Origin of the sequence: Parabacteroides sp. 20_3 (assembly GCF_964238835.1) — a bacterium.
GTDB classification, from domain to species: Bacteria; Bacteroidota; Bacteroidia; order Bacteroidales; family Tannerellaceae; genus Parabacteroides; species Parabacteroides distasonis.
The window spans coordinates 80,199-105,688 of sequence record NZ_CAXSNO010000001.1 but is presented as its reverse complement, the minus strand read 5'-3'; the positions used below and the strand labels follow the sequence as shown (position 1 = coordinate 105,688).

Sequence of the window (25,490 nt, the reverse complement as noted above, 5' to 3'; positions counted from 1 at the left end):
GCCTTTTACGCGAATAATTATAGCACGGGCATTGTATTTCTGATACTAGTTACACCGATTAAACGATCATACCGTGCTCCCATTGGACAATAGTAGACGTAAATGCTATATTCGTTCTCCGTCTGGAAGAAATTACCCTCGATAGGGCCGGTCTGTCCTACGGTCTGTCCGTTAGGGACAAAGAGGTACTGATAGTTGTAACTGCCTTGTTTCAGTAAGACGGATTTCTCGTATTGATGCGTCTCCGGATTATAGCCCATCTTACTTTTCTCGTCCAATACATTATTATATAATTCACCGTTCAAATACACGTTTCCATCGGGAATTAAGTCCATGGCGAGGGTAAAGTGAACGATGTAATAGTCCGCTTCCGTATCCGGGTCGTTACAATTACTGCAACGGATGAAAAAACGGCCGTCTTGGTCTTGATCGTATTGATACGATAATTGGTCACGCCGATAGTCCGTCATCAACTCTACATGGTAATATGGATTATGGAACGAGATACTTTCTACGTGCATGCCATTGTATTTGTTGCTCAAAAATTCCATACGGCGATATTCGTTTCCTGCGGGAAAGATCAAGTTCTGATTGTTCGTATAAGAGATCTGGTTTTCTAAAATAGTCATAGGCTGAAGACCTGTTACGGCATTATCCCTGCGGTTATTCTGATAAACCCAGATTTTCAAGTCGGTCTGAGGATAGGTGATGGGGAAATTCTTGTTATTGATCGCAAAGCTGACTTGTTGGTGTGACTGATTGGTATCGATATCCGTATTTCCGCTCACCGTAGCGGCGACACTAACCATCGGCTCGAAAATAGAAAAGCAAGCGGTAAATACGATCTGGGAGGGATCATCCTCGTTATATACTTGCAAGGCATAATTCCCCGAGACCTTCGGTTGAACGTCATCGTTTGGGAAAAGTAATCGGTAGTTGGTGTATTGCACCGTAGTACCCATCGCATTGGCGAAATCCTCGATCGTGCTCCCTTGGAAACCATTCATATACTCAATCGGGGAAAGATTCGATTGCGTCCAATCGGCGTTGCAATGAACCAGATTATAGGCGTATCGCCCGAAGCCCGGATTAAAAGCATCGAAATTAACTTCGATACGGTTTTCACCGCCCAGTTCAATGAATGGATCGGAGAACATCTCGCCGGCAACCTTCACTTGGAGGGTCTTTATTTGCTTATCGCTAACGTTGGTGAAGTAAGTCACTTGAGCGTTCAACGGTACTAAAACCGTGATAAGCAGCAGAAATAGGATTTTAAAAACTTTCATTTTCTTATTACTTTCTTTAACGACGCAAAATTATGGAATTATTTCTCTATTTATTTGCCTTTCCCTGCTCTAAAGCATGAAAAAATGTTTACTTTTGCAGGAAAATTACATATAAACAATTTTAGTTGTATCATGGCAAATGTGATTAAGATTAAAAAGGGTTTAGACATTAATCTGAAGGGCAAAGCTTCGGATGTACTGTTAAACGGCGGCAAGAGCGAGTCTTACGCGATCGTCCCCGATTATTATAACGGTATTCTCCCCAAAGTTGTTGCGAAAGTAGGAGAAAAAGTCAAAGCCGGTTCTGTACTGATGATTGACAAGAACCGCCCCGAGATCAAGTTTGTTTCGCCGGTCAGTGGCGAGGTAACTGCCGTAAACCGAGGAGAGAAGCGTAAGGTGCTAAGCATCGTTGTGAAGCCGGATGCGCAGATCGAGTATGAGGAGTTCGGTAAGAAGAACGTAGCATCCCTACAGGGAGCAGAGGTGAAAGAGGTACTTCTGAACGCTGGTATGTGGCCGTTTATCAAGCAACGCCCATACGATATCGTTGCCGCTCCATTGGATACTCCGCGTGATATCTTCGTTTCGGCTTTTTACTCCGCTCCGTTGGCTCCAAACTTCGATTTTATCGTAAAAGGTCAGGAGGCTGATTTCCAGACTGGATTAAACGCCCTAGCTAAATTAACGAATGGAAAAGTGTATGTGGGTGTAAGAAGTGGTTCTGTCGTGAGCGGAATGAAAGGTGTGGAGATCGTGGAAGTAGAAGGTCCGCATCCCGCAGCGAACGTTGGCGTGCAGATCAATCATATCAAGCCCGTTAACAAGGGTGAGGTAGTTTGGACGGTTAATCCGGCAGACGTGATCGTTATCGGACGCTTGTTTAACAAGGGTGTCGCCGATTTCAGCCGTATGGTTGCTATTACCGGTTCCGAGACTACCGAGAGAGGCTACGTTAAAACGATTTCAGGTTGTACGATTAAGAGCTTGGTTAACGGTAAAGTGTTAGGACAGGAACATATCCGTATTATCAGCGGTAATGTTTTGACAGGTACCAAGGTGAATATGGATGGTTACCTAGGCGCTTATGATAACCAGATCACCGTGATTCCGGAAGGTGATGAGACGCATGAGTTCTTAGGTTTCGCTATGCCTCGTTTCAACCAGTTCAGCGCTAGCCATAGTTACTTTAGCTGGTTAGGTACTAGCAAGGAATATGTGATCGACGCCCGTATCAAAGGTGGTAAACGTGCCATGATCATGTCTAATGAATACGATAAGGTGTTTCCGATGGACATCTATCCGGAGTATTTGTTGAAAGCGATCATTGCGTTCGATATCGACAAGATGGAGAACTTAGGTATCTATGAGGTGGCTCCCGAGGACTTCGCTCTTTGCGAGTTCGTGGACACTTCCAAGATCGAGTTGCAAAAGATCGTTCGCGACGGATTGAACCTGTTGTATAAGGAAATGAATTAATAACATAAAAAACTTATAATACATTGAAAGCGTTAAGGAATTATCTCGACAAGATTAAGCCTAACTTTGAGGAAGGCGGAAAGCTGGCGATGTTCCGTTCTGTTTTTGACGGTTTCGAAACATTCTTATTTGTTCCGAACGAGACCTCTAAAACGGGCGTACATATTCATGACTGTATTGATTCAAAGCGTGCCATGACCGTGGTTATCATCGCTTTGTTGCCTGCTTTGCTTTTTGGTATGTATAATGTCGGTTATCAGCACAATTTAGCTGTGGGGGCTGAGCCGGGATTTTTGATGACTTTTATTTTTGGATTTTTGGCGGTATTGCCTAAGATCATTGTTTCGTATGTGGTAGGTTTGGGTATAGAGTTCGCTGTCGCCCAAGTGAAGAAGGAAGAGATTCAGGAAGGATTCTTGGTTTCAGGTATCTTGATTCCGATGATCGTTCCGGTCGATACTCCGTTATGGATGATCGCCGTAGCTACTGCTTTCGCTGTTATTTTCGCGAAAGAGGTATTTGGTGGTACGGGATATAATATATTTAATGTAGCATTGGTTACACGTGCGTTCTTATTCTTCGCTTACCCGGCAGCAATGTCTGGTGATCAAGTGTTCGTTCGTACGGCTGATACGTTTGGTATTGGGGCTGGCCAAGTGGTTGACGGCTTTTCCGGAGCTACTCCGCTGGGACAAGTCGCTATCGCTGGTAAGGAGATGATCGGTTCTTTCCAAGCTGTTGACGTATTAGGCAACCCGATCTCTACTTGGGACGCATTTATTGGTTTGATCCCGGGCTCTATCGGTGAGACTTCCGTATTGGCTATTTTGATCGGTGCGGTTATCTTGTTGGTTACGGGTATCGCAAGTTGGAAGACAATGGTTTCCGTGTTCGTGGGTGGTGCTTTCATGTCATTGATCTTTAATATGGTCGGTACAACGGTCGCTATGTGCGTATCTCCGCTGGATCACTTGTTCTTAGGTGGTTTCGCTTTTGGTGCCGTGTTCATGGCTACAGACCCTGTGACTTCCGCTCGTACGGAGACAGGTAAATATATCTATGGTTTCCTTGTAGGTGCTATGGCCATTATTATTCGTGCGTTGAACCCGGGTTATCCAGAGGGTATGATGCTCGCTATCCTGTTGATGAACGTGTTCGCTCCGCTGATCGACTATTATGTTGTGGAAGCTAATATCTCTCGCAGATTGAAACGTGTAATAAAATAAAGTAAGAAGGAATATGGCTAAATATAAATGTAAGGTATGTGGCTATGTCCACGAGGGAAATAAGGCTCCTGACACTTGCCCGGTATGTTCCGCTCCTGCTTCCGAATTTGAGGAAATCAAGGAGGAGGGCGCCGCTAAGAAAGGCATAAACCGGGATAGCAATGTTTATACGGTTGTTTATGCGGCTGTGATGGTTGTGCTAGTGGCTGTCGTATTGGCGTTTACTTCACAATCATTGAGAAGTTTTCAGAAACAGAACGAGGATAACGATAAGAGACAACAAATTCTGCGTTCTATTAACGTAAATGTTTCTTCTTCTGAGGCTGAGACCAAGTACAACGAGTTGATCAAGGAAGCTTTCTTGGTAAACGAGAATGGTGAGAAGGTTGAAGGCGACGCTTTCGCTACGGATGTAGTTAAGGCTGCCGCTGAGCATCAATATCCGGTTTTCGTCGCGAATGTAGATGGTCAACCGAAATATATCATGGCTTTGCATGGAGCAGGTCTTTGGGGTCCGTTATGGGGTTATATCTCTGTAGATAGTGATAAGAATACTATTTATGGTGCTGACTTCAGCCACCAAGGTGAAACTCCGGGTCTGGGAGCTGAGATCTCTAAACCGGCGTTCAGCAATGAGTTCAAAGGTAAGAAGATCTTCATGAGTGGAGAATTCAAGTCTGTCGCTGTTGTTAAGCCGGGTAAGAGCGTAGCGGGACAGGATTATGTAGACGGTATCTCAGGTGGTACAATTACCAGTAAAGGTGTGGATGAAATGTTATTCAACAGCTTGAGCGGTTATGTTAAATTTTTGACCTCACAAAATTAAGTAGAAGATGGGATTATTATCTGAAAAGAATAAAGAAGTTCTGTTAGGCCCGTTGAGCGCTAACAACCCGGTTGTCGTTCAGATGTTGGGTATTTGCTCTGCGTTGGCTGTAACATCAAAACTTGAGCCGGCCATCGTGATGGGTATCTCGGTGACGGCTGTCGTAGCTTTCGCTAACGTGATCATTTCATTGATGCGTAATACGATTCCGAACCGTATCCGTATTATCGTGCAATTGGTGGTAGTTGCCGCTTTGGTGACAATCGTTAGTGAGGTGTTGAAAGCTTTTGCTTATGACGTAAACAAACAGCTTTCCGTATTTGTCGGTTTGATCATTACGAACTGTATCTTGATGGGACGTCTGGAAGCGTTCGCCTTGGGTAACGGCCCATGGGAATCGTTCTTGGATGGCATTGGTAACGGTCTGGGATATGCGATTATTCTTATTATCGTAGGTTTCTTCCGTGAATTGCTGGGATCTGGTACCTTATTGGGTTTCCAAGTGATTCCGCAGGCATTCTATGATCTGGGTTACGTGAACAATGGTTTGATGATCTTGCCTCCGATGGCGTTGATCGTGATCGCTGTTATTATTTGGGTTCATCGTGCTAAGAACAAGGAACTTCAAGAAAATTAATGTTAACGATTAAACGAATAATAGAATGGAACAATTATTAAGCACATTCGTCCGCTCGATCTTCGTTGACAACATGATCTTCGCATACTATTTGGGTATGTGCTCTTTCGTGGCTGTCTCAAAGAACGTGAAGACCGCTTTAGGATTAGGTATAGCAGTGACATTCGTACTTTTCTGTACGTTGCCGATTAACTATATGCTTGAGAATTATGTATTGAAAGAAGGTGCGTTAAGTTGGTTAGGCCCGGAATATGCGGAGGTGAACCTTAGCTTCTTGGCGTTTATTATCTTTATCGCCGTTATCGCTTCTTTCGTGCAGTTGGTCGAGATGGTAGTCGAGAAATTCTCTCCGTCTTTGTATGCTTCCCTTGGTATCTTTTTGCCGCTGATCGCTGTAAACTGCGCTATCTTGGGTGGTTCTCTGTTTATGCAACAAAAAGCGTTCCCTAATGTAGGTGTCGCCACTGTTTATGGTTTAGGATCTGGTATCGGTTGGTTGCTGGCTATCGTAGGTATGGCGGCTATCCGTGAGAAATTGTCATATTCAAATGTCCCCAATGCTTTGAAAGGTTTGGGTATTACTTTCATCATCACGGGTTTGATGGGTATGGCATTCATGTGTTTCTCTGGTCTGAAGATTTAAGTATTAACGCATTAAACAAAATATAAAGATGACTTTATTAATGTCGGGCGGACTTACGATTGGTGTCAGCGCAATAGTATTCTTATTGATCACGCTGATCTTGGTCGGTTTGCTTTTGTTCGCCAAAGCAAAATTGGTGCCTTCAGGGAATGTAAGCTTGAAGGTTAACGGAGAGAAAGATATAGAGACCCCGATTGGTGGAACTTTGCTAGGTGCGCTACAGAGCGGTGGCATCTTCTTGTCTTCCGCTTGTGGTGGTGGTGGTAAATGCGGTCAGTGCCGTGCTCAAGTTATTGATGGCGGTGGCGAGATCCTACCTACTGAGAAAGGTTTCTTCTCTCGTAAACAAGTGAAAGATCATTGGCGTTTGGCTTGTCAATGCAAGGTGAAAGAGGATATGGTCGTTCAGGTACCAGACGAGGTATTTGGCGTTAAGGAATGGGAATGCGAGGTTATCAGTAACAAGAACGTCGCTACATTTATCAAGGAGTTTATCGTTGCGTTGCCTAAAGGTGAGCACATGGACTTTATTCCGGGTTCTTACGCTCAGATCAAGATCCCTACATACTCAATGGATTATAACAAGGATATCGATAAGAGCTTGATCGGCCCCGAGTATCTGCCGGCTTGGGAGAAATTCGGTTTATTCGGTTTGAAGTGTAAGAATGACTCACCGTCTATCCGTGCCTATTCTATGGCTAACTATCCTGCTGAGGGTGACCGTATCATGTTGACCGTGCGTATCGCTACGCCGCCGTTCAAACCGAAACCACAAGTTGGTTTCATGGATGTGATGCCGGGTATCGCTTCTTCTTATATCTTTACGTTGAAACCGGGTGATAAGGTGACTATGAGTGGTCCTTATGGTGATTTCCACCCAATTTTCGATTCTAAGAGAGAGATGATGTGGATTGGTGGTGGTGCTGGTATGGCTCCGTTGCGTGCCCAAATCATGCACATGACGAAGACGTTGAAGACTACGGATCGTAAGATGTCTTACTTCTATGGCGCGCGTGCCTTGAACGAAGTGTTCTATTTGGAAGATTTCTTGGAAATAGAGAAAGAATTCCCAAACTTTACGTTCCACTTGGCGCTTGACCGTCCTGATCCTGCCGCTGATGCTGCGGGTGTTAAATATACGGCTGGATTCGTTCATCAAGTAATCCATGATACTTACTTGAAGGATCACGAGGCTCCGGAAGATATCGAATACTACATGTGTGGTCCGGGCCCGATGTCAAAGGCCGTGGAAAATATGCTGGATAACTTGGGTGTACCTCGTGAGATGTTGCACTTCGATGATTTCGGTGGATAAAATAGGATTTCTATATCTACAGATAGAAGGCGGGGGTTAAGATCCTCGCCTTTTTTATTTTGGCCCTGAAACTCCTCTTTACGAAGATATACTTCAAATGCTATAGGATATATACTGCATGTGTCATAGGATATATACTTCATTAACGAAATAAGTCGTACTTCTGACTATGCCTAAATTTACTTCACAGATTTTACTGTTATTTTCTAAGGTACTTCACATCTTAGAGAAGCTTCTCCTGAAAAACTTCACAGGGTTGAAAGTTGTTTCCTGAACCGGTTCACAGCGGCAAAAATACCGTTTTTCTTTTTCCATGCAAAACAACCATGAAAAAACCACTGCGGAGGAAGCCTCGCGGCTGGAGGCGCAAAGCCTCCATTGAGCGATCACACGCAAGTCAGCGCCTCCCGGAGCCTGACAGGTGGTAGCATGTCCCTGTTGCTCCTATGCGGTCTCCTGTTGTTGTAGAAGTCTATGATCCCCGCCAACGACTCCCTTGCGGCCACCACGTCCGAGGGGCGTTTCATCCTGTAGAGCCATTCCTGCTTGATGATGCCGTTGACCCGCTCGGCGATCGCGTTGTCGGTAGGCTTGTAGTCCTCCGTCATGCTGATCGTGGCTTTAATGGCCTGTAGACGATCAATATATTGATTACAACAATATTGAACGCCGCGGTCGGAGTGGTGGATCAGTCTGTCGGCACATTAAAAATGTAATTATTTTGAAATAATATGCAGCGTTTATCGTTTTATAAGCATCTAAGCTTATATAGTCATAAAAACAAGTTAGACATGAAGCCATTGATTTTATCTTTTTTTGCGGTTTTATTAGGATACTCATTCTTTTTCGATAAAGATGATGAAATAAAATTGCGTAATGTTGACCAGATATCGTTGGAATCTAATTCTACGATGCCTGAGAGGGGTGATTCTGTCACTTTGTATGCGAAAAGGCTCCCTAATACTCCGGAATATATTTTACGAATCGCAAAACCGGAGGATTATCTCTTTACGAAATAAAATTTTCGTGTTAAAATATTTGTTTATTTGACGAATATTGCTATGTTTGTGCCCATGTAACTTTTAATGCGTGGGATATGGATTTGAAATCTACTCAATATATAGAAAAAACAGGAAGTGTCGCAAAGGCATTCCTGTTTCTTTTTCTTCTCTTTCTATCAAGCATATATAATCTGTTTAAGTTTGCCAGCCTTGAAAATGAGGAGGTAGAAGTATCAGATATGGTGCTACCTTCTAAGACTTCCGGTGATGTCGAGTATATAGAACAAGATGACTTATCTGCAAACTGTAAATTCCTAATCGATAGAACTACTCACTGGTTGGGCTGAGTAAGCCCTTATCTGATCCGTGCGAGTGCATAGAAGGATAAGGGGGACTTATTTTAGATAATTAAACGATTTTCTCCAATAGATTGTATTCCGGTATATCTTCGAGGAAAGCATACGTCTGTTTCTCATAGTCAATTTTGCAACAAAAATGACGGATGCCGTTGCTTACGGTTAAGTATTTTACGTGTAAGACCATGTTATAACGTACGATTTGATCGAATACAGCGCTTGTTATCTCGATATGTGGAGCTTTATATTCAATAATCATTAGAGGTGCTAGAAACCGATTGTATGCAACGGTATCGCATCGCTTGGATGTTCCGTTTAGTTTTACCGCTACTTCATTCGCTAAAAGTTCTTGAGGATAGTTTTTTTCCGTGACCAAATAGTTCACGAAATGTTGTCGTACCCATTCCTCTGGCGTTAATGCGACAAATTTTCGGCGTACAGGATCCCAAATAGAAGGCTTTCCTGCTTTCTCCGTAACTTTGACTGAGAATTTTGGTAGATTTAATGGGAGCATTTGCTATATTTGCTATTTATATTCTAAACTAAAATGCACCTCAAAGGTAGTTATTTATGAGAACAAAACAAGAAATCGTAGAAAATTGGCTGCCTCGTTATACCGAGCGAAAGCTAGAAGACTTCACTAAGCACATATTACTCACTAACTTTACTAAATATGTCGAGATATTTGCGGATCATTTTAATGTCCCGATTTTGGGATTGAAAAGTTCGATGCCCAATGCCTCGGCAGAAGGGATTACCATTATCAATTTTGGGATGGGAAGTGCGAACGCTGCTACAATCATGGATTTATTATCAGCAGTCATGCCCAAAGCGGTGCTTTTCCTCGGTAAATGTGGAGGATTAAAAAGAGCGAATGTATTAGGGGATTATGTATTGCCAATAGCGGCGATCCGAGGTGAGGGAACGTCGAATGAGTATTTACCACCTGAGGTACCTTCATTGCCCGCTTTTTCAATGCTTCGTGCCATTTCTTCCGCCATACGTGATCATGGAAAAGATTATTGGACAGGTACGATTTACACGACAAATCGCAGGGTTTGGGAATACGATAATGCTTTCAAGGAATATCTTCGTAGTACGCATGCCACTGGTATCGATATGGAAACCGCAACCTTGCTTACTGCCGGTTTCGCTAACCAAATACCTACGGGTGCATTGTTGATGATATCGGATAAACCGATGGAAGAAGATGGTGTAAAAACAGAAGCGAGTGACCGGAAGGTAACTCAACAATTTGTAGGAGAACAGGTAATGTTGGGAGTTGAAGCTCTTCAACAGATTTTGGATGGTAAGAAAACCATCCGTCATATCCGTTTTAGTTGGTAATAGCGAAACCTCATAATTTATGGCAAAAAAAGAAATTACTTTCGAGGAGATTTGTAGGGATATAACAGCAAGGAAGTTTCAGCCTGTTTATGTGTTAATGGGCGAAGAGCCTTTCTTCATCGATCAAATAACAGATTTGTTATTAAAAAGCGTATTAGAGGAATCTGAGAGAGATTTCAATCAGATTATTCTATACGGCGCAGATACAGATGCTATTTCTATTATCAATGCGGCACGTCGTTTTCCAATGATGTCCGAATATCAATTGATCGTTGTTCGAGAGGCTCAATTAGTGAGAGATATAGAGTTGCTGAGCAGTTATGTGAAGAATCCTTTGTCATCAACTATTTTGGTCATAAATTACAAATATAAGACTTTAGATCGCCGTCGTGCGTTAGCGGCCGCAACCGATAAAAACGGTATTTTATATGAGTCAAAAAAGATCCCGGATTATAAAATGCCGAGTTTTATCACCTCTTTGATGCAACAGCGTTCTATCGGTATCGATCCAAAAGCCGCTCAAATGCTCTCAGATTTCCTTGGAAACGATTTAAACCGTCTCAATAAGGAATTGGATAAGCTGGCAATTATCTTGGCTGAAAAGGCCTCAAAACGCATCACACCGGAATTGATCGAGCAAAATATAGGGATTAGTAAAGAATACAATAACTTTGAGCTGATAAAGGCACTTGCCATGAAGGATATATTAAAGGCTAACCGGATCGCTCAGTATTTTGAGAAAAACCCTAAAAGTAATCCGATACAGATGACACTTCCTGTATTATTTAACTATTTCTCAAACTTGCTGATTTGTTATTATTCAAAGGATCGATCGGAATCAGGATTGATGACCGCACTTGGTTTACGGGGAACTTATCAAGTAAAGGACTATCTTTTGGGGATGAAAAATTATCCAGCGATGAAAGTTTTTAATTTGATCAGCGATATCCGAACGACTGACGCAAGATCTAAGGGAATGGAAAACTCTTCAGCGACAGATGCAGATTTACTAAAAGAATTACTTTACAAAATTTTACATTAAACAGAAATCATAGACTTAGTGCAGGCAAAAAGGCCTTTTTTCCTAGAATGATGAAAAAGTCAAACTGGAAAAAGAGGCCTTTTTGTTTATTTATCAATTAATTACGCATATTTTATCTCTCTGAGATTTTAAAATTTATTCAATCACGTACCTTCTTCCTCAAAAATTCCAAGAAATCCATACTTAAAGCTATAATCGGTATAGCTATAGATTGCCTTCATTATCCGTTAAAGGAAAAATAGACAAGTTGGCAGTAAAATAAATAGAGTAAAATTATATTGTATACAAATATAACCGAGAAATGGATGTTTACAATCATATACACAGTAAAAGTATTTGAGTAGATTACAAATGTTGGTGATTTTTGTAATCATTATATAGGCGTTACAAATGTATCATATTTACATTACTAATATAAATCATGGATTATTATATATTTCTTTATCCACGTAAGATTTGCTATAAATTATAAATAACCAGTTTTTTATATAGAAATATTGATTGTTTACATTAACTAAACATGTTTTTTCGTCTACAAACGTATAAAACCCCCCTAACTATACATCATATGTATTATTATATTTACATATAGATCAGACATATATGCTATTTTTCTAAAGTTTTTCTAAATACTCTATACCTCCTTCTTGAACACGGTTTACAGTTCTACCCATCACATATGTATCGGCGTGATACATATGTATCAATTTAGTTTTATAAAAATAAATTGCACAAATGGAAATATTGATTTATCTTTGTATCCAGTTTACTTTGTGGATATTTATCTTAGTAAACGGTCATAATGGCAGTATTCTAGTAAGAATTTAAGATATATATGAATATGAGAGATCGTATTTTAAAAATAATGGAACGTGAAGGACTTACCCCTTCTAAATTTGCCGAATCGATCGGTATACAGCGTTCGGCAATGTCACATATTATATCTGGGAGAAATAATCCGAGTTTGGATGTTCTGCTAAAAATACTGGAACGGTTCACTTATGTTGATTCTGACTGGCTATTGTTTGGCAAAGGCGAAATGATCCGAGAACATGTGTTAACTGAACCTAATTTGTTTACAAATATGCTTGAAAATCGTCCCAATGTACAAGTTGTTGCCGAAAATCGCAAGGAAATTGGGGTTGAGACACCTGTAAACATCCAGAAACAACCTGTTGTAGAGCAAGTTATATGCCAAGAAAAGCCTTCTAAAAATGTTAGTAAAATAATGATATTTTACTCCGACAATACGTTTGATACTTTCGTCCCTGAAAAAAACAAGAAAGACTAAGGTAAACTGTTCGGTATATACGTTATATTCATGTATCTTTGCGGATAAATTGAGTAATCGTGTATATGAAGAAGTACATCTTAGACATGAAGGTGACTGAAAACTGTCACCTTCATAAAAATTATTGCCTGCTAAAGTTAACCTCGGATGGGAATCTTCCAGAGATGCTTCCCGGACAATTTGTAGAGGTTCATGTAGAAAACTCTCCTACAACATTCTTACGTCGTCCGATTTCCGTCAACTATGTAGATAAGTCTAAAAATGAGTTGTGGTTATTGATTCAACTTGTTGGTGATGGCACGAGAAAAATGGCAGAATTCCGTCCCGGTGATATTGTAAACATAATGCTACCACTGGGTAATAGTTTTACAATTCCTTCCAAGGAACAGGAGAACAAAAGACTTTTGCTGATTGGTGGTGGTGTTGGAACCGCTCCGATGTTATATCTAGGAGCTTGTTTAAAAGAAGCCGGTTTTGAGCCTACTTTTCTACTTGGGGCTCGTTCTAAGGATGATGTATTGCAATTAGATGAATTCCAGAGATTTGGTAAGGTTTATATCACAACCGAAGATGGTTCGCTAGGCGAGAAAGGGTATGTGACTAACCATACGATCCTTAAAGAGGTTCGATTTGACCAGATTTATACTTGTGGTCCTAAACCAATGATGGTGGCAGTAGCGAAATACGCAGGTGCGGAAGCTATTTCTTGCGAGGTTTCTCTTGAGAATACGATGGCTTGTGGCATAGGTGCTTGTTTGTGCTGCGTAGAGAAAAACAAGGAAGGTCATAATGTGTGTGTATGTACAGAAGGTCCCGTATTTAATATTGAGAAATTGTCATGGCTGAATTAAATGTAAACATTGGGAATTTACCGTTGAAAAATCCGGTAATGACAGCATCCGGCACGTTCGGATATGGTATAGAATATGCTGATTTCATGGATATTTCACGTTTGGGGGGTATTTTCGTGAAAGGTACCACTATCCAACCTCGTGAAGGTAATGATTATCCAAGAATGGCGGAGACTCCTTCCGGAATGTTGAATGCCGTGGGGCTTCAGAATAAGGGCACCGATTATTTCGCAGAGCATATTTATCCGGAGATCAAGGACATCGATACGAATATGATCGTAAATGTGAGTGGATCTTCGGTTGAAACGTATGTCGAGTGTGCAGAAAAGATCGCAGAGTTGGATAGGATTCCCGCTATCGAACTGAACATTTCTTGTCCGAACGTAAAGCAAGGTGGTATGGCTTTCGGCGTTACTACGTGTGGTGCGGGAGAGGTTGTTAAGGCTGTTCGTAGGGTTTATCCAAAGACACTTATTGTAAAACTTTCTCCTAATGTAACTGATATTACGGAGATCGCTAAAGCTGTTGAAGCGGAGGGTGCGGATTCTGTTTCGTTAATTAATACGATGCTTGGAATGGCCATCGACGCAGAGAAACGTAAACCTATATTATCTACAATAACTGGAGGTCTTTCCGGGCCTTGCGTAAAACCTGTAGCTCTACGTATGGTATGGCAAACGTATCATGCGGTAAAGATTCCGATTATAGGTTTGGGAGGTATTTCAAATTGGAAAGATGCCGTGGAGTTCATGTTAGCTGGGGCTAGTGCTATCCAGATCGGAACTTATAACTTTGTAGATCCAACTGTTTCTATCAAGGTTATTGATGGATTGAATGACTATTGTGACCGACATGGTTTTAAATCAGTAAAAGAGTTGATCGGAGCATTGGATATTCAGAGATAATCTAAGTTCATTTATAGACTTTATTTCCATTTTTTCAATAATAAAAAAGGATGTGTTCGCTTACGCAAAAAGAACACATCCTTTCTTTTTATTATGAAAAATTATTCGATCTCTAATACGGCCGGACAATGATCAGAATGTACGGCATCGTTTAATATATAAGCGGCTTTAACTTTCGGCTTCATATTGTCGCTAACCATACAATAATCAATACGCCATCCTTTATTTTTAGATCTGGAATTGAAGCGATAACTCCACCATGTATATTCTTGCTTATCCGGATTCAAGAAGCGAAATGTATCCGTAAAACCTGCGGATAAGAAGCGAGTCATCCATTCCCGTTCTTCCGGAAGGAAACCACTGTTCTTTGCGTTCCTGATCGGATCATGAATATCTATCGGCTCGTGGCAAATGTTGTAATCGCCACAGAGAATTAAGTTCGGACGGGATTTCTGTAACTCAACGACATATTTCTGGAAATCTTCCAACCATATCATCTTAAAATCCTGCCGTTCATCCCCACTAGTCCCGGAAGGATGATAGACACTTACGATCGATACATCCCCGAAATCCGCACGGAGGAAACGTCCCTCATTATCATACTTCTCGATCCCCATTCCATACTCGATATGATCCGGTTCCTGTTTCGTAAGAATGGCCACGCCACTATATCCCTTCTTTTGGGCACTAAACAAATAAGACTTATATCCTAAAGTCTCGAATGTTTCCGATGGAAACTGTTCTGGTTGTAACTTTGTCTCTTGGATACATAACACGTCTGGCTGTTCTTGAGCCAACCATTCGGGCAAGCCTTTACCTACGGCAGCCCTTAATCCATTTGTATTGTACGTTATTATTTTCAATTTTTCTAAGTTTAGATGTGAATGACTTTTATTCTGTCTCAAAGATACAACTTTTGACGATTTTACATTGTTTTCATTCCATAATCGGTACATAGAAATTTTCTATATTTGTATAACTTAGAATGAATGACAGACTATGCTGGAACATTTGAACGATATTTTAGAGAATACTCAGATAACGGCCTCGACCGCCGCCGTACGATTAGCTATCAGCTTCGTGCTTGGCGCTATTATCGGTGTAGAAAGACAATTTCGCCGCAGGGACGCTGGTATGCGAACCTTTACCTTGATCTGTATGGGATCCGCCGCCGCCATGTTGATATCTATCTGGATACCACAAACCTATCCGAATTTCTTGAATGGAGATCCGGGGCGTATCGCCGCCCAAGTCCTTACAGGTATTGGTTTCTTGGGAGCAGGAGCTATTATTCAAAGTCATGGAAGCGTGCATGGACTCACTACGGCGGCTTGTATTTGGGTAATGGCTGTAGTAGGTTTGGCCGCTGGTGCCGGCATGTTCTTGGCCGCTTCTATCACTACGGCATTTACCTTGTTCGTATTGGTTTCTTTAGAAAGGCTGGAGCGACGTATGTATTTGGATGGTGTTAATAAAATACTTACGATAAATTGCTCAACCTCGACTCCCGATCTTAAAGGTATCCGGAAAATCTTGGAAAATAGGAGCATATTTATCGTAAGTCTTTCTTATGAGCATAATTACGACAAGAATACGTCGACAATTACCTATAAAGTCAATGTGAAATCCAAGTCCTCTTACAGTGAGTTATTCACTGAGATTCGAAAACTTGGTTACATTTCACAAATACGTCTTCTAGCTTGACAATGCCGTTTATTCAAGTTCACCCTTTAGCATATGCCCGGCGATACGAGCCGCTTCCTCAACGTATTTACCGCAAGGACGTTTGGCATAATACTGTTGTGTGCGTACGGAAGGAGCGGGATTCGTCGATGTCTCTTCCGGAGGAAGAAGGCTACGGCAAATGATCGTCCCATGTTTCTCCTTGAATAAAGCCGCCATTTTTTGTACCATGCCATAGTTGCGGGCACGCGCCTCTTGATCTAGCGGATCAAATACCGGATACTTAAATCCGGCTAACATCGCCATTGCGTTTACGGTACCACAAACCTCACGCATGCGTCCGACACCTCCTCCAAAAGATACAGACATCTTTTTCGCCAGCTCTAAATCCAACTCGAAGACATCCGAATAAGCGAGGAATACAGATTGAGCGCAATTATATCCGGACTCGAAGTTGTGGACCGCTTGGTTCACACGCTCCTCTATATCAAAGGATTTCATAGTCAACACAAGCTCTGTCCGCCTTTACCGGGCCAATAATTCCTTTAGCGACCGCTACATGTTCCGGATGATTAGCGTACGTATTTACATCTTCCAAGGTAGGCAATTCAGTAGTTAAAATAATATCCCAAGTCTCCGCCGGATTACAATTAAAATCTACACGGATCATTTTCAATACGTCTATCTTATTGATTAAGGCTTCCAGTTTATCCTTAATTTCTTGCATTTTGGCTTGCTTCTCAGCCGGAGTTTGAAACTCCTTCAACTTAAACATTACAATATGTCTGATCATAATCGCTATACGTTAATTATATATATTACATCTGTTCATCCAAATACGAATCCTTGTATCCAAGGAAATATAAGATACCATCGAGGCCAATCGTAGAGATAGATTGCTTGGCGGTCGCCTTTACTTTCGGTTTGGCATGGAAGGCGATACCTAGACCGGCGATACTAATCATCGGCAAGTCGTTCGCCCCGTCGCCAACCGCTACGGTCTGGCGAATATCCACGTTCTCCACTTGCGCGATCAGGCGTAATAACTCCGCTTTACGCTTCCCATCTACGATATCACCCACATGATTACCCGTTAGCTTGCCATTCTCGATTTCAAGCTCGTTGGCGTATACATAGTCGATATTATATTTTTGTTTAAGGAAATTACCGAAATAAGTGAAACCTCCGGAAAGGATAGCGATCTTGAAGCCCACCTTTTTCAAGATACGCATCAAGCGGTCTACACCTTCTGTGATCGGTAGATTCTCGGCGATCTCCTGCATCACGGATACGTCCAACCCCTTTAATAAGGCACAACGCTGGCGGAAGCTCTCGCAGAAATCGATCTCTCCACGCATGGCTGCCTCTGTAATCGCTTTTACTTGATCGCCAACTCCGGCACGTATCGCCAACTCGTCGATAACCTCCGTCTCTATCAAGGTAGAGTCCATATCGAAACAAATCAGACGGCGCATACGGCGATACATGCTATCCTCTTGGAAAGAGATATCCACCTCAAGCTCCGTGGAAAGTTTCATGAACTCCGCTTTCATGCACTCCTTGTTTTTCGGGGTACCACGTACGGAAAACTCCACGCTCGCCTTAGGAGTACGGGCATTCTCGTCCAACGGGATACGTCCCGTGAGCCGCTTGATATCATCAATATTCATATCTTGCTCCGCTACGATCCGGGAAACACCCGCGATTTGCTTGGCCGTAAGCTTACGGCTTAATATCGTGATGATATACCGGTTCTTGCCCTGCATACCTACCCATTTACTATATTCTTGCTCTGTAATGGGATTGAAACGGATATTGACGTCTAATTCGTAACTCTTGAACAGTAGTTCTTTCAATATATCGCCGGAATTTCCTTCCGTGCTTTGAAACAAGATACCCAATGATAAATGGTTATGGATATCCGCTTGACCGATATCGAGGATAACAGCGTTGTTCTTGGCTAGAATCTCCGTAAGAGCCGCCGTTACACCCGGACGATCCGCTCCATTGATATTTATCAGTATTATTTCGTCGTTTTGTGCCATATTTGTCATTCTATTAGGCAAAAGTACGTAAGAATTATCGAAAAAGAGTATATTATATTAAACATTTTTGCTTATATTTGTTTTATCGTATTAACGACAAAATGTTTAATGAGAACCTGGCAACCTTAAAAAGTCCTGACCGGCAGGCGAAATGTATGAGAATCCAATTTGAAATCAAGGAAAAGTTGCCCGACATTATTTCTGAAATACTTCATTCAGATAAGTGGCTGACTTTAGTGAGAGATGAGAATCATGGATTGCGACGTGTGACGATTAAAGATCCCTACTTTGATTCAGAGGCATGCGTCGATATCTGGGAGCATGAGATTCATGTAACGACAGCTTGGTCTAACTACACCTATCGAATCTATCAAAAAGGTAATTCTGTTTGGTGCGAATACATTGGCGCTTATAGAGGATTGCTGGAACAAAACCTTTTGCCGACGATGACTCCGAAAGAAAATATTCTGGATTCGGAAGTATTGAACAGTTCTTTGTTTGGTGACAGAAAGGAGACCTTGAGAAATTACAGCGCGGAAAACCTTAAGCTGAAGAATTTTAGGCGGGATAATTTCGCCGCGGAATATCAACTGGCTTCTCCGCAAGACCATCCTAAGATCGTATATGATGAGTTTATTAAAGAAGGGGTTCCAATTCCCCCTCCTGAAGATAGAAAAGAAAAGTCCGGTAATTAATACCGGACTTTTTTTATTTGAGGATCATCGCATGATACCCGAATCCTCGTCACTATTCCAAAGTTTCTTGTTAGCCTCCTTGAACTTGCGGCCGAAGTCAAAATTCCAAGAGAAGGTTAGCATCAACATTCGGCTGAAGTCGTTCGCGTACATGTTCGTACGGCTGGGAGCGTAAGCGTTCCGATTTTCCTCTACCCGTTTGTACTGGCTGGAGAAAGGCATCATCAATCCGGCTCCAACGGCGAATTTACCTTGATTGTACCGGAACATAAACATATGGATATTCTCGCCGCCATGCAATAATTCGCCGACAAACGTATTATAGCTACTTTGTATCTGGAACATAGCCATGAATTTCTTGTACATAGCCATGACGGAAGCCCGGTAATACCAATTGTTATAGGTATGCGAGTAACTATTTCCTTCGCTGATATAACGATTGACTCCACCTGTCACGGATAGGCTTATGATCCGCTTGATGATAGGGCCGACACGTAATGTCAAGTCACCGCTTAGTTTCTGCCATCCTTTTTGGTTATCGGTAATGCGAATGAACTTATTATTTTCTCGTATCACTTCCTCCATGATCCGGTCCGGGCTATTACTGTAATAAAAGTTTAAGTCTCCGGTGAATATTCCTTTTTTATATAGATAATTGGCTTGCATGTCATAACTCTTATAGGGTTTCAGATAAGGATTTCCCCGGCGTATCTGGAGCGTATCGATGTATTGCTCGATGGCGCTTAGCTCCGATAGGCTAGGTGAGACATTATTTACGCTACCGTTCACCCGGAAATACATATTATCCGTAAAGTTATATTGTAAGGATACCTTTGGGCGGAACGTATAATATTGATAATCTTCCTCACCTTCTTGCTTGAGCCATGAGCGGGAGACACCTATTCCGGCGGTATAATTCAACTTCTTGACACGTCCGCTGAATTCCGTATAGAGATACGTCTCCGACTGTTTCATCTTGGTTCGTCCTCCAACCGTTCCGCTGTAGGTGTTATCCGTCCACGATTGGGTGTGTTTCAATCCTCCTCCCAATCGACCGGCCTCGAATTGCCGTTCGTAGATTCCCTCGCCGATGATGGAATATTTGTCTCCGTCCACGTTCGACAAGATATCCGATAAGAGGATATCGTTTTTCCATTCTTGATACATTTGGTTTGCGTTCGTATGTATGTACGTACCTACCATATTAAGTATCAATGTCTGCTTATGTGGTAAGGAGCGTTGGTAATAAAGGTCGAGGGAAGGACGTTTGGTAGAGTTGCTATTTGGATTCCAAGCGTATGTCTTATCCTCGGGATTATTGTTGGTATACAGGTTCTTGCCGCCACCTTTATCCTCGTCTGATAAGAAATAGCGTAGCGTGGCATTGAAATAATAATGGTCGTTATCTACCAGATTATAATTAAGAGAGAGGTTATGAGAGGTCTCGGACATTCCTCTTGGCAGACCTTTCGAGGTACGTTCCATCGTCTCGCCACTCTCAAAGCGGAAGGTCTCGACTCCTTCCGTCCAGATATGATACGGATTCCGGTAGCGGACGGCGTATTGCAATCCGAACTCCGATTTCTTATGATTGAACTTCGTCGATACCTGATCGTCTCCAAAAGAGGTGGTCGGCGAATTACTAAGATCCAGATTGACAGAACCTCCGCTAGTTTCCCTCTGGACAATGTAGTCGAGTACGACAGAGGCGTTACCGTAACGTAAGCCCGGATTATCATGATATTCTATCCGGATTACCTCCTGTGGCGATAAACCCCGGATATCGGACAGCTCTACCTTGATACCGTTGATACAGAATTGAATCGTCCCTTCATTCGATAGCGATACGCTATTCCGGATCGGGTCCACTTCCAAACGGGGAAGCATCAAGGCGTTCAATAGATTGATGCCATTGCTGGAGGCCGCTTTTTGCTCGGAGGTAGGGAATGCGATCTTACGGTCCGCCGTATTACGGATAGCGGAAGCGTTGACCGTGACTTCATCTAAGGATATAGAAGCGGATGCCAATGAGATCGTACCGAGATCTATATTCTGGGAAAGTCCCAGCACGGAGACTACCGAAGTCTTGTAACCTATGGAGGAAACAGATACTTGATAATCTCCGGCCTTGACTTTCTCGATCCGGAAAAGTCCTTTACTATCCGTCGTCGTCCCTGTGATGAATGCGGAATCGGCTGTTTGAAGCGTGATATTCGCGAACTCAAGAGGAGACTTGTCGGATAGATCGATGACTTTCCCCCGGATCTGTAATTGTTGTGCCCGAATACCCCAAGAAAAGGATATAAGAAGGGCTGCCATAATGATTTGTTTCATTATAGTACGATTTAATGATTAAGAAATAATGTGTGTATGTGCTTGTTACTTAGTCCAAATCTCTTCTCCGTTCAGACGGATCTTCTGGATATTGTTGATACGGATATGCAACGTGAGATTTTTATCTTGCCCGGCGTCCCTCGCCCCGCTAACCAATAATAGAGAATCGTGGCGGCTGACTTCCGGCAAATACCGTTTCATTCCCTCGTAATAGAGTAACGACCGGTCCTTTGCTTCCAGTATTTGCCCCCGGGGAAATTTGGAGGCGGTTCTCGTATCGACTTTTATGTTTTCCGCTTTCAACTCCGGATTATCTATCTGGATAATCTGAAACTTTTGCGTGAAACCTGTAAGGCATTTTTCCGACGTAAACTGGGCAACGCCGAAAGTGAGGACTGGGACGATATATAATGTCGCTATCAGGGCGATAAATACGCGATTACTTTTTTTCATGATTGTCTTCATTTAATGGTAGATATATATAATGTATAGGCTTTCGTAAGCTCGTCGATACCTACATCTAGCAGGTGCATCTCCTTGAAGACGGCGGGAAGTACCTCTTCCACGAACTGGTTATGGCGCATCTCACGGATTTTCTGCTCGGCGTCGGAAGCGACGAAGTAGCCGATCCCACGCTTGTTGTAAATAATATCGTTGGCTTGCAGGCGCTCGAAGGAACGCATGACCGTATTTGGATTTACCTCCATCTCTACCGCCAGTTCCCGTACGGACGGGATACGGCTATCGGCTTTGTAATTACCACTCAATACCCGGTCGCAAATCCGCTCGGCTATCTGGATAAATATGGATTGATTCGTATTGTAGTTCATCTTAGTTCCTTTTCTTTAAGTTTTAGATAAGCGACGTATAAGACCACGAGGGTCGCGATGAGAAATGCGGGTGTAAAGGCAAAGCTCAGCCAATACACGGCGGTATAAAACGGTGAAGATTCATAACAAAAACTATTCATACCCGGCTGGATATTCAAGATGTTTATACATAGATAGACAATCCCTATGATAGAGGCTGCTATCAATATATATCCGCCACAAGCGATTCCTAAGGCATACTTCCGGAACGTGACATAAGAGAGAAACATCAAGGAGCCGGCAAACGCCAGCATGGTGAAATCTTGCAAGGTCATGATAATGTCCTTGAATGCTACAGGCTGTATATGAATGAGCATTGAGGCTATTCCCGTCCCAGTCCAGAACGTGACTTGGTATGTTAAGAATACCACGATGCCTTCGATCAAGATAGCGGCAAATTTCTCTTGGTTGCTCGCGGGAAGCGTTAAGAACAATCCTCTAGGGCGGTGTATCATTAAGTTTACGTAGCTACAGAAAGCGATAAAAGTCCCCAATGATCCCAATACATATAATGTAAGGGTACGGAATCTCGTATCCCATAAAATGGAGGATAATAGGAAAAAGAAGAGGACTCCGAGGATGACCAACACCCCATAAGCTAATTTCTTCTTATTCTCTATCCAATCTTTGCGAAGTAAAAGATTGATGCGTTGTATACTAAAATCTGTTTTCATATCTATGTGTATTTAGGAGTTCATGATTCTTTGGATCTCTTTGGGATACGTTATCGCCGCGTTAAAGAGCAACTCTAAGGATACGGCCGTCTCTTCCTTGCCATCCCTTGCGGTGACGCCTATTGTCCCTTGCGGGGTAGGCTCGGAATAAAGAGCTTTCTCTTCCGGCAGGAGTGGTCCGAAATAAAGTTTCTCGCCGATCTCGTTCAACGTCTTATTCAATAGGATTTGCCTTTGGTCTAAGATCAATACCGTGTCGATCAAGCTTTCCAGATCCCTGACCTGATGCGTGGAGATAATAACCGTCTGATTGTCATCTATCAAAGAGGCTACCAGTCTGCGGAATGTCGCTTTCGAGGGAATGTCCAGCCCATTTGTTGGTTCATCCATTAGAAGCAGGGGCGTATGAGCGGCCAGCGCCAAGGTTATCGCCACCTTTTTCCGTTGTCCTTGAGACATTTTCGACAGGCGATCGGATAGATTGATCTCAAACGATTCTACGCAAGCCTTGCAGATATCGTCTCTAAATGTCGGATAAAAAGGCGCGTACATCTTTATATATTCTATGGCGGTGACCTCCGGCATGGAGATTTCCTCCGGCAATAAGAATATCTGTTGCAAGAAACGAGCGTTTCTCTCGGAAGGAATTTCCTCCAATACGAGGCAAGAGCCTTGATCCGGAAAGATCTGTCCGCTTAGAAGGTTTAGAAGCGTAGTCTTTCCTTCGCCGTTCTTTCCCAATAAGCCACAGATGTGTCCCGATCCAACCTCAAGATTGATACGATCAAGTACCTCTTTTTTGCGGCTATAGCTGAATGAGAGTTCTTTTAATGTAATCATATGTTTTGCTGCTTTAGTGTATTAGTTTAATAGTACACTGCAAATGTAGTGGAAGTTTTTGAATAAACAAGAGGGAAGGGTATTTTTTTCCTTTTATTTTTCAAGATGGCAGTACAAGGTGATTAAAGGGAATCTCTTAATGCTATTAGCCTCTTTTCCAAGAAGGATTAGCGGTTTGCTCTTGAAGCATTGCTAATTTTTCAGTTGGTGCATGATCATCTAACGGCTGTTGGAAGATCATGCACCAACTGTTAGATGATTATGCAACAGTTGTTGGATAATCTATACTTAAAGATGAAATCGCTAAGGATTCCCTGTTATCGGTCTAAAGGTAGGGGAGCGGGAAGCTAATGATTCTTGATGATTTTGCGGTTCTCTCGGGGAGAAAAAGGTACTCTACTTCTAAATTTATGTTGCAAAACAGTTAATTTTTTTATCGATGTGTGCGCTAAAACATATAAAAAAGCTTGCTAATTTGCAGAAAATCGCTACATAATTTGGTGGAAAGAAGTATTTGGTTTTATATTTGCACCCGTTAAAGACAAGTAAGTGTCTCTTTAGCGAAAGAAACATGCTTGTTTACGATCCTGAAAATCAGGAGTCGGGAGTTTGTCCCCCGGGAGATTCCCCCGATTAAGTTTAACGTAAAATTGAAAATATGAAGGTAAGAGCTTATGTTCTCATCGCATCGGTAGCGTTATTAGGAATGTCTGCCGGTTCGAAAAAGGCGAAACTTACCGAGGGTGTGAACCCCGGTGATCTAGCTCCGAGAATAGAGTTTTTGGGAAACGACGCTAAAGCCAGTTTCCACAACCAATTAGGACGTTATACATTGCTCAACTTTTGGGCGGCTTACGATGCGGAATCGCGGGCTCGTAACGTGCAATTGGCGAATGAGGTTAACAAGTTTGGTCCGGACAAAATCGCGATGTGTTCGATCTCTATGGATGAGAAAGAATCTATTTTTACCGAGACGGTAAAGATTGACAAGTTGGATCTGTCAACGCAATTTCACGAAGGACTGGGTAAAGAGTCAGAGTTGTACAAGAAGTATGATTTAAGAAAAGGTTTCAAGAACTTCTTGATTAACGATGAAGGAGTGATAATCGCCGCCAACGTCACACCGGAAAAACTGACCGAGATTCTGAAAGCAATTTAATCAGTATTATTTAGCAAAGAGGGCTGTTCCACTTCAAGATGGGACAGCCTTTTTTTATCGATTCACGAGTTTTCGTTTCGAGATGATGAAATAGCATGTATAGTCTGAGAAGGAAATGTACACTTTCTTTTTAAGTCCGTGTTTATTATTAACTCTTTTTGATTTATTAACCCTAATGGATAGGGTGATTGAGAAGGTCCTCTGTCTTTACTGTAAATGAACAACTAACATCCTATATATAATGAGATCTATACTTTTCTTTATTTGTTTGATCTTTACCTTTGAGGGACAGGCGCAAGAGGTAGAAAAATCCCATATGTGGAAAGTAGAACTCTCCGGTGCCTTGAATAATAATTCAGCATGGGAGGTAGAGCCATCTGTTACTTATCTACCGATTCCTTATGTGGGAATTACTATGGGGTTGCTTTTCTGTAATACGATTGAGAAAGATAGTTATACGGGGTTTTCAAGAGATAATCAGTGGTTCTGGGATTCAGATGAGAGTAATCCGGGCTGTCATTTCTTTGCGTTACGTCCGGCCATCCAGTTAGTAACTCCCACTTTTAAATTCGGGAAAGACAAGGATACGGGACTCTCTTTGGTCGTTTCACCTGGATTAACCATTCCTTTGCCTGTCAATCAAGAGTTTAATATAAGCTATGTTCCAAACACTCCCGGGGTATGGATACCTCAAAAATTCGATCATATAAAGAACAAGGGAGGTAAATCGTTATTTTATCATATTAAAAGTATGTTGAGCCTTGATATAGACCAGCGGTATATATTCTCTTTGGGGTATATATTCTCGAATTTTGATTTATATAGTGGAGGGCGAAACTTCGTTGTAGAGGGAAAAAGGCTTAGTATGCCCCGGATTCGTTTTATGCATTCGTTCTTTCTAAGTATTGGATATCGCTTTTAAATCGTTTCATACATTGTCTTTCTCGTTTAGCCCAAAAAGGGAGAGCTGTTTTTAAGGCTCTCCC

At 42.1% G+C, this 25,490-nt stretch carries 29 protein-coding genes; 17 read left to right on the top strand and 12 right to left on the bottom strand.

What is annotated here, in order from left to right; translation table 11 throughout:
- Positions 1-17 precede the first annotated feature (17 nt).
- Positions 18-1,286, bottom strand: coding sequence for a DUF5103 domain-containing protein (locus tag ACESPU_RS00475; RefSeq protein WP_005856883.1), 1,269 nt, complete (start codon positions 1,284-1,286; stop codon positions 18-20).
- 132 nt (positions 1,287-1,418) lie between these two features.
- Between ACESPU_RS00475 and ACESPU_RS00470 the strand changes: the two genes are divergently transcribed.
- From ACESPU_RS00470 to nqrF, 6 genes are read left to right on the top strand one after another with little or no spacing between them, the layout of a single operon-like run.
- Positions 1,419-2,765, top strand: coding sequence for a Na(+)-translocating NADH-quinone reductase subunit A (locus tag ACESPU_RS00470; protein ID WP_008772142.1), 1,347 nt, complete (start codon positions 1,419-1,421; stop codon positions 2,763-2,765).
- A gap of 23 nt (positions 2,766-2,788) precedes the next feature.
- A complete protein-coding gene (locus ACESPU_RS00465; protein WP_057327673.1) occupies positions 2,789-3,991 on the top strand; it encodes an NADH:ubiquinone reductase (Na(+)-transporting) subunit B in 1,203 nt (400 codons plus the stop codon).
- Positions 3,992-4,004: 13 nt separating this feature from the next.
- Positions 4,005-4,817: an NADH:ubiquinone reductase (Na(+)-transporting) subunit C gene (nqrC, locus tag ACESPU_RS00460; protein WP_048927306.1), complete on the top strand. Its 813-nt coding sequence runs from the start codon at positions 4,005-4,007 to the stop codon at positions 4,815-4,817.
- 7 nt (positions 4,818-4,824) lie between these two features.
- Positions 4,825-5,454, top strand: a complete 630-nt coding sequence (locus ACESPU_RS00455; RefSeq protein WP_005856891.1) for an NADH:ubiquinone reductase (Na(+)-transporting) subunit D — start codon at positions 4,825-4,827, stop codon at positions 5,452-5,454.
- A gap of 25 nt (positions 5,455-5,479) precedes the next feature.
- Positions 5,480-6,097 carry an NADH:ubiquinone reductase (Na(+)-transporting) subunit E gene (nqrE, locus tag ACESPU_RS00450; protein WP_005856893.1) on the top strand — a complete coding sequence of 206 codons (618 nt, stop codon included), beginning with the start codon at positions 5,480-5,482 and terminating at the stop codon, positions 6,095-6,097.
- Positions 6,098-6,137: 40 nt separating this feature from the next.
- The gene (nqrF, locus tag ACESPU_RS00445) at positions 6,138-7,412 is read left to right on the top strand and encodes an NADH:ubiquinone reductase (Na(+)-transporting) subunit F (RefSeq protein ID WP_010182986.1); all 1,275 of its coding nucleotides are present in this window, start codon (positions 6,138-6,140) and stop codon (positions 7,410-7,412) included.
- A gap of 386 nt (positions 7,413-7,798) precedes the next feature.
- On the opposite strand, the gene ACESPU_RS00440 is transcribed toward nqrF, so the two are convergent.
- Positions 7,799-8,020: an integrase core domain-containing protein gene (locus tag ACESPU_RS00440; RefSeq protein ID WP_057327671.1), complete on the bottom strand. Its 222-nt coding sequence runs from the start codon at positions 8,018-8,020 to the stop codon at positions 7,799-7,801.
- Positions 8,021-8,203: 183 nt separating this feature from the next.
- Between ACESPU_RS00440 and ACESPU_RS00435 the strand changes: the two genes are divergently transcribed.
- Both ACESPU_RS00435 and ACESPU_RS00430 read left to right on the top strand, forming a co-directional pair.
- Positions 8,204-8,431, top strand: coding sequence for a hypothetical protein (locus ACESPU_RS00435; RefSeq protein WP_010182987.1), 228 nt, complete (start codon positions 8,204-8,206; stop codon positions 8,429-8,431).
- Positions 8,432-8,508: 77 nt separating this feature from the next.
- Positions 8,509-8,760: a hypothetical protein gene (locus tag ACESPU_RS00430; protein ID WP_005862263.1), complete on the top strand. Its 252-nt coding sequence runs from the start codon at positions 8,509-8,511 to the stop codon at positions 8,758-8,760.
- Positions 8,761-8,821: 61 nt separating this feature from the next.
- Here ACESPU_RS00430 and ACESPU_RS00425 read toward each other — a convergent pair whose 3' ends face one another.
- Positions 8,822-9,283, bottom strand: a complete 462-nt coding sequence (locus ACESPU_RS00425) for a type I restriction enzyme HsdR N-terminal domain-containing protein (RefSeq protein ID WP_005856901.1) — start codon at positions 9,281-9,283, stop codon at positions 8,822-8,824.
- Between the two features lie 56 nt (positions 9,284-9,339).
- Between ACESPU_RS00425 and ACESPU_RS00420 the strand changes: the two genes are divergently transcribed.
- From ACESPU_RS00420 to ACESPU_RS00400, 5 genes are all read left to right on the top strand, one after another.
- Complete coding sequence (locus tag ACESPU_RS00420; protein WP_005856904.1) at positions 9,340-10,116, top strand: AMP nucleosidase; 777 nt, start codon at positions 9,340-9,342, stop codon at positions 10,114-10,116.
- Positions 10,117-10,135: 19 nt separating this feature from the next.
- Positions 10,136-11,158: a DNA polymerase III subunit delta gene (gene holA, locus ACESPU_RS00415; RefSeq protein WP_036612213.1), complete on the top strand. Its 1,023-nt coding sequence runs from the start codon at positions 10,136-10,138 to the stop codon at positions 11,156-11,158.
- 841 nt (positions 11,159-11,999) lie between these two features.
- The gene (locus tag ACESPU_RS00410; protein ID WP_005856911.1) at positions 12,000-12,449 is read left to right on the top strand and encodes a helix-turn-helix domain-containing protein; all 450 of its coding nucleotides are present in this window, start codon (positions 12,000-12,002) and stop codon (positions 12,447-12,449) included.
- Positions 12,450-12,514: 65 nt separating this feature from the next.
- Positions 12,515-13,300 carry a dihydroorotate dehydrogenase electron transfer subunit gene (locus ACESPU_RS00405; RefSeq protein WP_005856914.1) on the top strand — a complete coding sequence of 262 codons (786 nt, stop codon included), beginning with the start codon at positions 12,515-12,517 and terminating at the stop codon, positions 13,298-13,300.
- Positions 13,288-14,205 (top strand): dihydroorotate dehydrogenase, encoded by a 918-nt coding sequence (locus tag ACESPU_RS00400; RefSeq protein ID WP_158532633.1) that lies wholly within the window; start codon positions 13,288-13,290, stop codon positions 14,203-14,205. Before ACESPU_RS00405 ends, ACESPU_RS00400 begins: the two co-directional genes overlap by 13 nt.
- A 101-nt stretch (positions 14,206-14,306) precedes the next feature.
- Here the strand turns inward: ACESPU_RS00400 and ACESPU_RS00395 are convergent, their stop codons facing one another.
- The gene (locus ACESPU_RS00395) at positions 14,307-15,068 is read right to left on the bottom strand and encodes an exodeoxyribonuclease III (protein ID WP_036610829.1); all 762 of its coding nucleotides are present in this window, start codon (positions 15,066-15,068) and stop codon (positions 14,307-14,309) included.
- A gap of 136 nt (positions 15,069-15,204) precedes the next feature.
- On the opposite strand from ACESPU_RS00395, the gene ACESPU_RS00390 reads away from it, so the two are divergent.
- A complete protein-coding gene (locus ACESPU_RS00390; protein ID WP_005856919.1) occupies positions 15,205-15,909 on the top strand; it encodes an MgtC/SapB family protein in 705 nt (234 codons plus the stop codon).
- Positions 15,910-15,918: 9 nt separating this feature from the next.
- On the opposite strand, the gene ACESPU_RS00385 is transcribed toward ACESPU_RS00390, so the two are convergent.
- The 3 genes from ACESPU_RS00385 to serB are packed head-to-tail and all read right to left on the bottom strand — an operon-like array spanning position 15,919 to position 17,933.
- On the bottom strand, positions 15,919-16,389 hold the full coding sequence (locus ACESPU_RS00385) for a C-GCAxxG-C-C family protein (RefSeq protein ID WP_158532632.1): 471 nt from the start codon (positions 16,387-16,389) through the stop codon (positions 15,919-15,921).
- A complete protein-coding gene (locus ACESPU_RS00380) occupies positions 16,376-16,681 on the bottom strand; it encodes a Dabb family protein (RefSeq protein ID WP_005856923.1) in 306 nt (101 codons plus the stop codon). The genes ACESPU_RS00385 and ACESPU_RS00380 overlap by 14 nt, the downstream gene beginning before the upstream one ends.
- A gap of 25 nt (positions 16,682-16,706) precedes the next feature.
- Positions 16,707-17,933 carry a phosphoserine phosphatase SerB gene (serB, locus tag ACESPU_RS00375; protein WP_158532631.1) on the bottom strand — a complete coding sequence of 409 codons (1,227 nt, stop codon included), beginning with the start codon at positions 17,931-17,933 and terminating at the stop codon, positions 16,707-16,709.
- A gap of 101 nt (positions 17,934-18,034) precedes the next feature.
- On the opposite strand from serB, the gene ACESPU_RS00370 reads away from it, so the two are divergent.
- Positions 18,035-18,628 carry a hypothetical protein gene (locus ACESPU_RS00370; protein WP_005862283.1) on the top strand — a complete coding sequence of 198 codons (594 nt, stop codon included), beginning with the start codon at positions 18,035-18,037 and terminating at the stop codon, positions 18,626-18,628.
- 24 nt (positions 18,629-18,652) lie between these two features.
- Here the strand turns inward: ACESPU_RS00370 and ACESPU_RS00365 are convergent, their stop codons facing one another.
- The 5 genes from ACESPU_RS00365 to ACESPU_RS00345 are packed head-to-tail and all read right to left on the bottom strand — an operon-like array spanning position 18,653 to position 23,345.
- The gene (locus tag ACESPU_RS00365) at positions 18,653-20,962 is read right to left on the bottom strand and encodes an outer membrane beta-barrel protein (RefSeq protein ID WP_373133066.1); all 2,310 of its coding nucleotides are present in this window, start codon (positions 20,960-20,962) and stop codon (positions 18,653-18,655) included.
- Positions 20,963-21,007: 45 nt separating this feature from the next.
- The gene (locus ACESPU_RS00360; RefSeq protein ID WP_122145388.1) at positions 21,008-21,415 is read right to left on the bottom strand and encodes a hypothetical protein; all 408 of its coding nucleotides are present in this window, start codon (positions 21,413-21,415) and stop codon (positions 21,008-21,010) included.
- A gap of 8 nt (positions 21,416-21,423) precedes the next feature.
- Positions 21,424-21,792 (bottom strand): GntR family transcriptional regulator, encoded by a 369-nt coding sequence (locus ACESPU_RS00355; RefSeq protein WP_005856933.1) that lies wholly within the window; start codon positions 21,790-21,792, stop codon positions 21,424-21,426.
- Positions 21,789-22,505, bottom strand: coding sequence for a hypothetical protein (locus ACESPU_RS00350; protein WP_122143813.1), 717 nt, complete (start codon positions 22,503-22,505; stop codon positions 21,789-21,791). The genes ACESPU_RS00355 and ACESPU_RS00350 overlap by 4 nt, the downstream gene beginning before the upstream one ends.
- Positions 22,506-22,517: 12 nt before the next feature.
- Entirely contained in the window at positions 22,518-23,345 is an 828-nt protein-coding gene (locus ACESPU_RS00345; RefSeq protein ID WP_009017461.1) for an ATP-binding cassette domain-containing protein, read from the bottom strand.
- Positions 23,346-24,003: 658 nt separating this feature from the next.
- On the opposite strand from ACESPU_RS00345, the gene ACESPU_RS00340 reads away from it, so the two are divergent.
- Positions 24,004-24,504 carry a thioredoxin family protein gene (locus ACESPU_RS00340; protein WP_005856939.1) on the top strand — a complete coding sequence of 167 codons (501 nt, stop codon included), beginning with the start codon at positions 24,004-24,006 and terminating at the stop codon, positions 24,502-24,504.
- Between the two features lie 241 nt (positions 24,505-24,745).
- On the top strand, positions 24,746-25,426 hold the full coding sequence (locus tag ACESPU_RS00335) for a hypothetical protein (protein WP_008779890.1): 681 nt from the start codon (positions 24,746-24,748) through the stop codon (positions 25,424-25,426).
- The last annotated feature ends 64 nt before the right edge of the window (positions 25,427-25,490 follow it).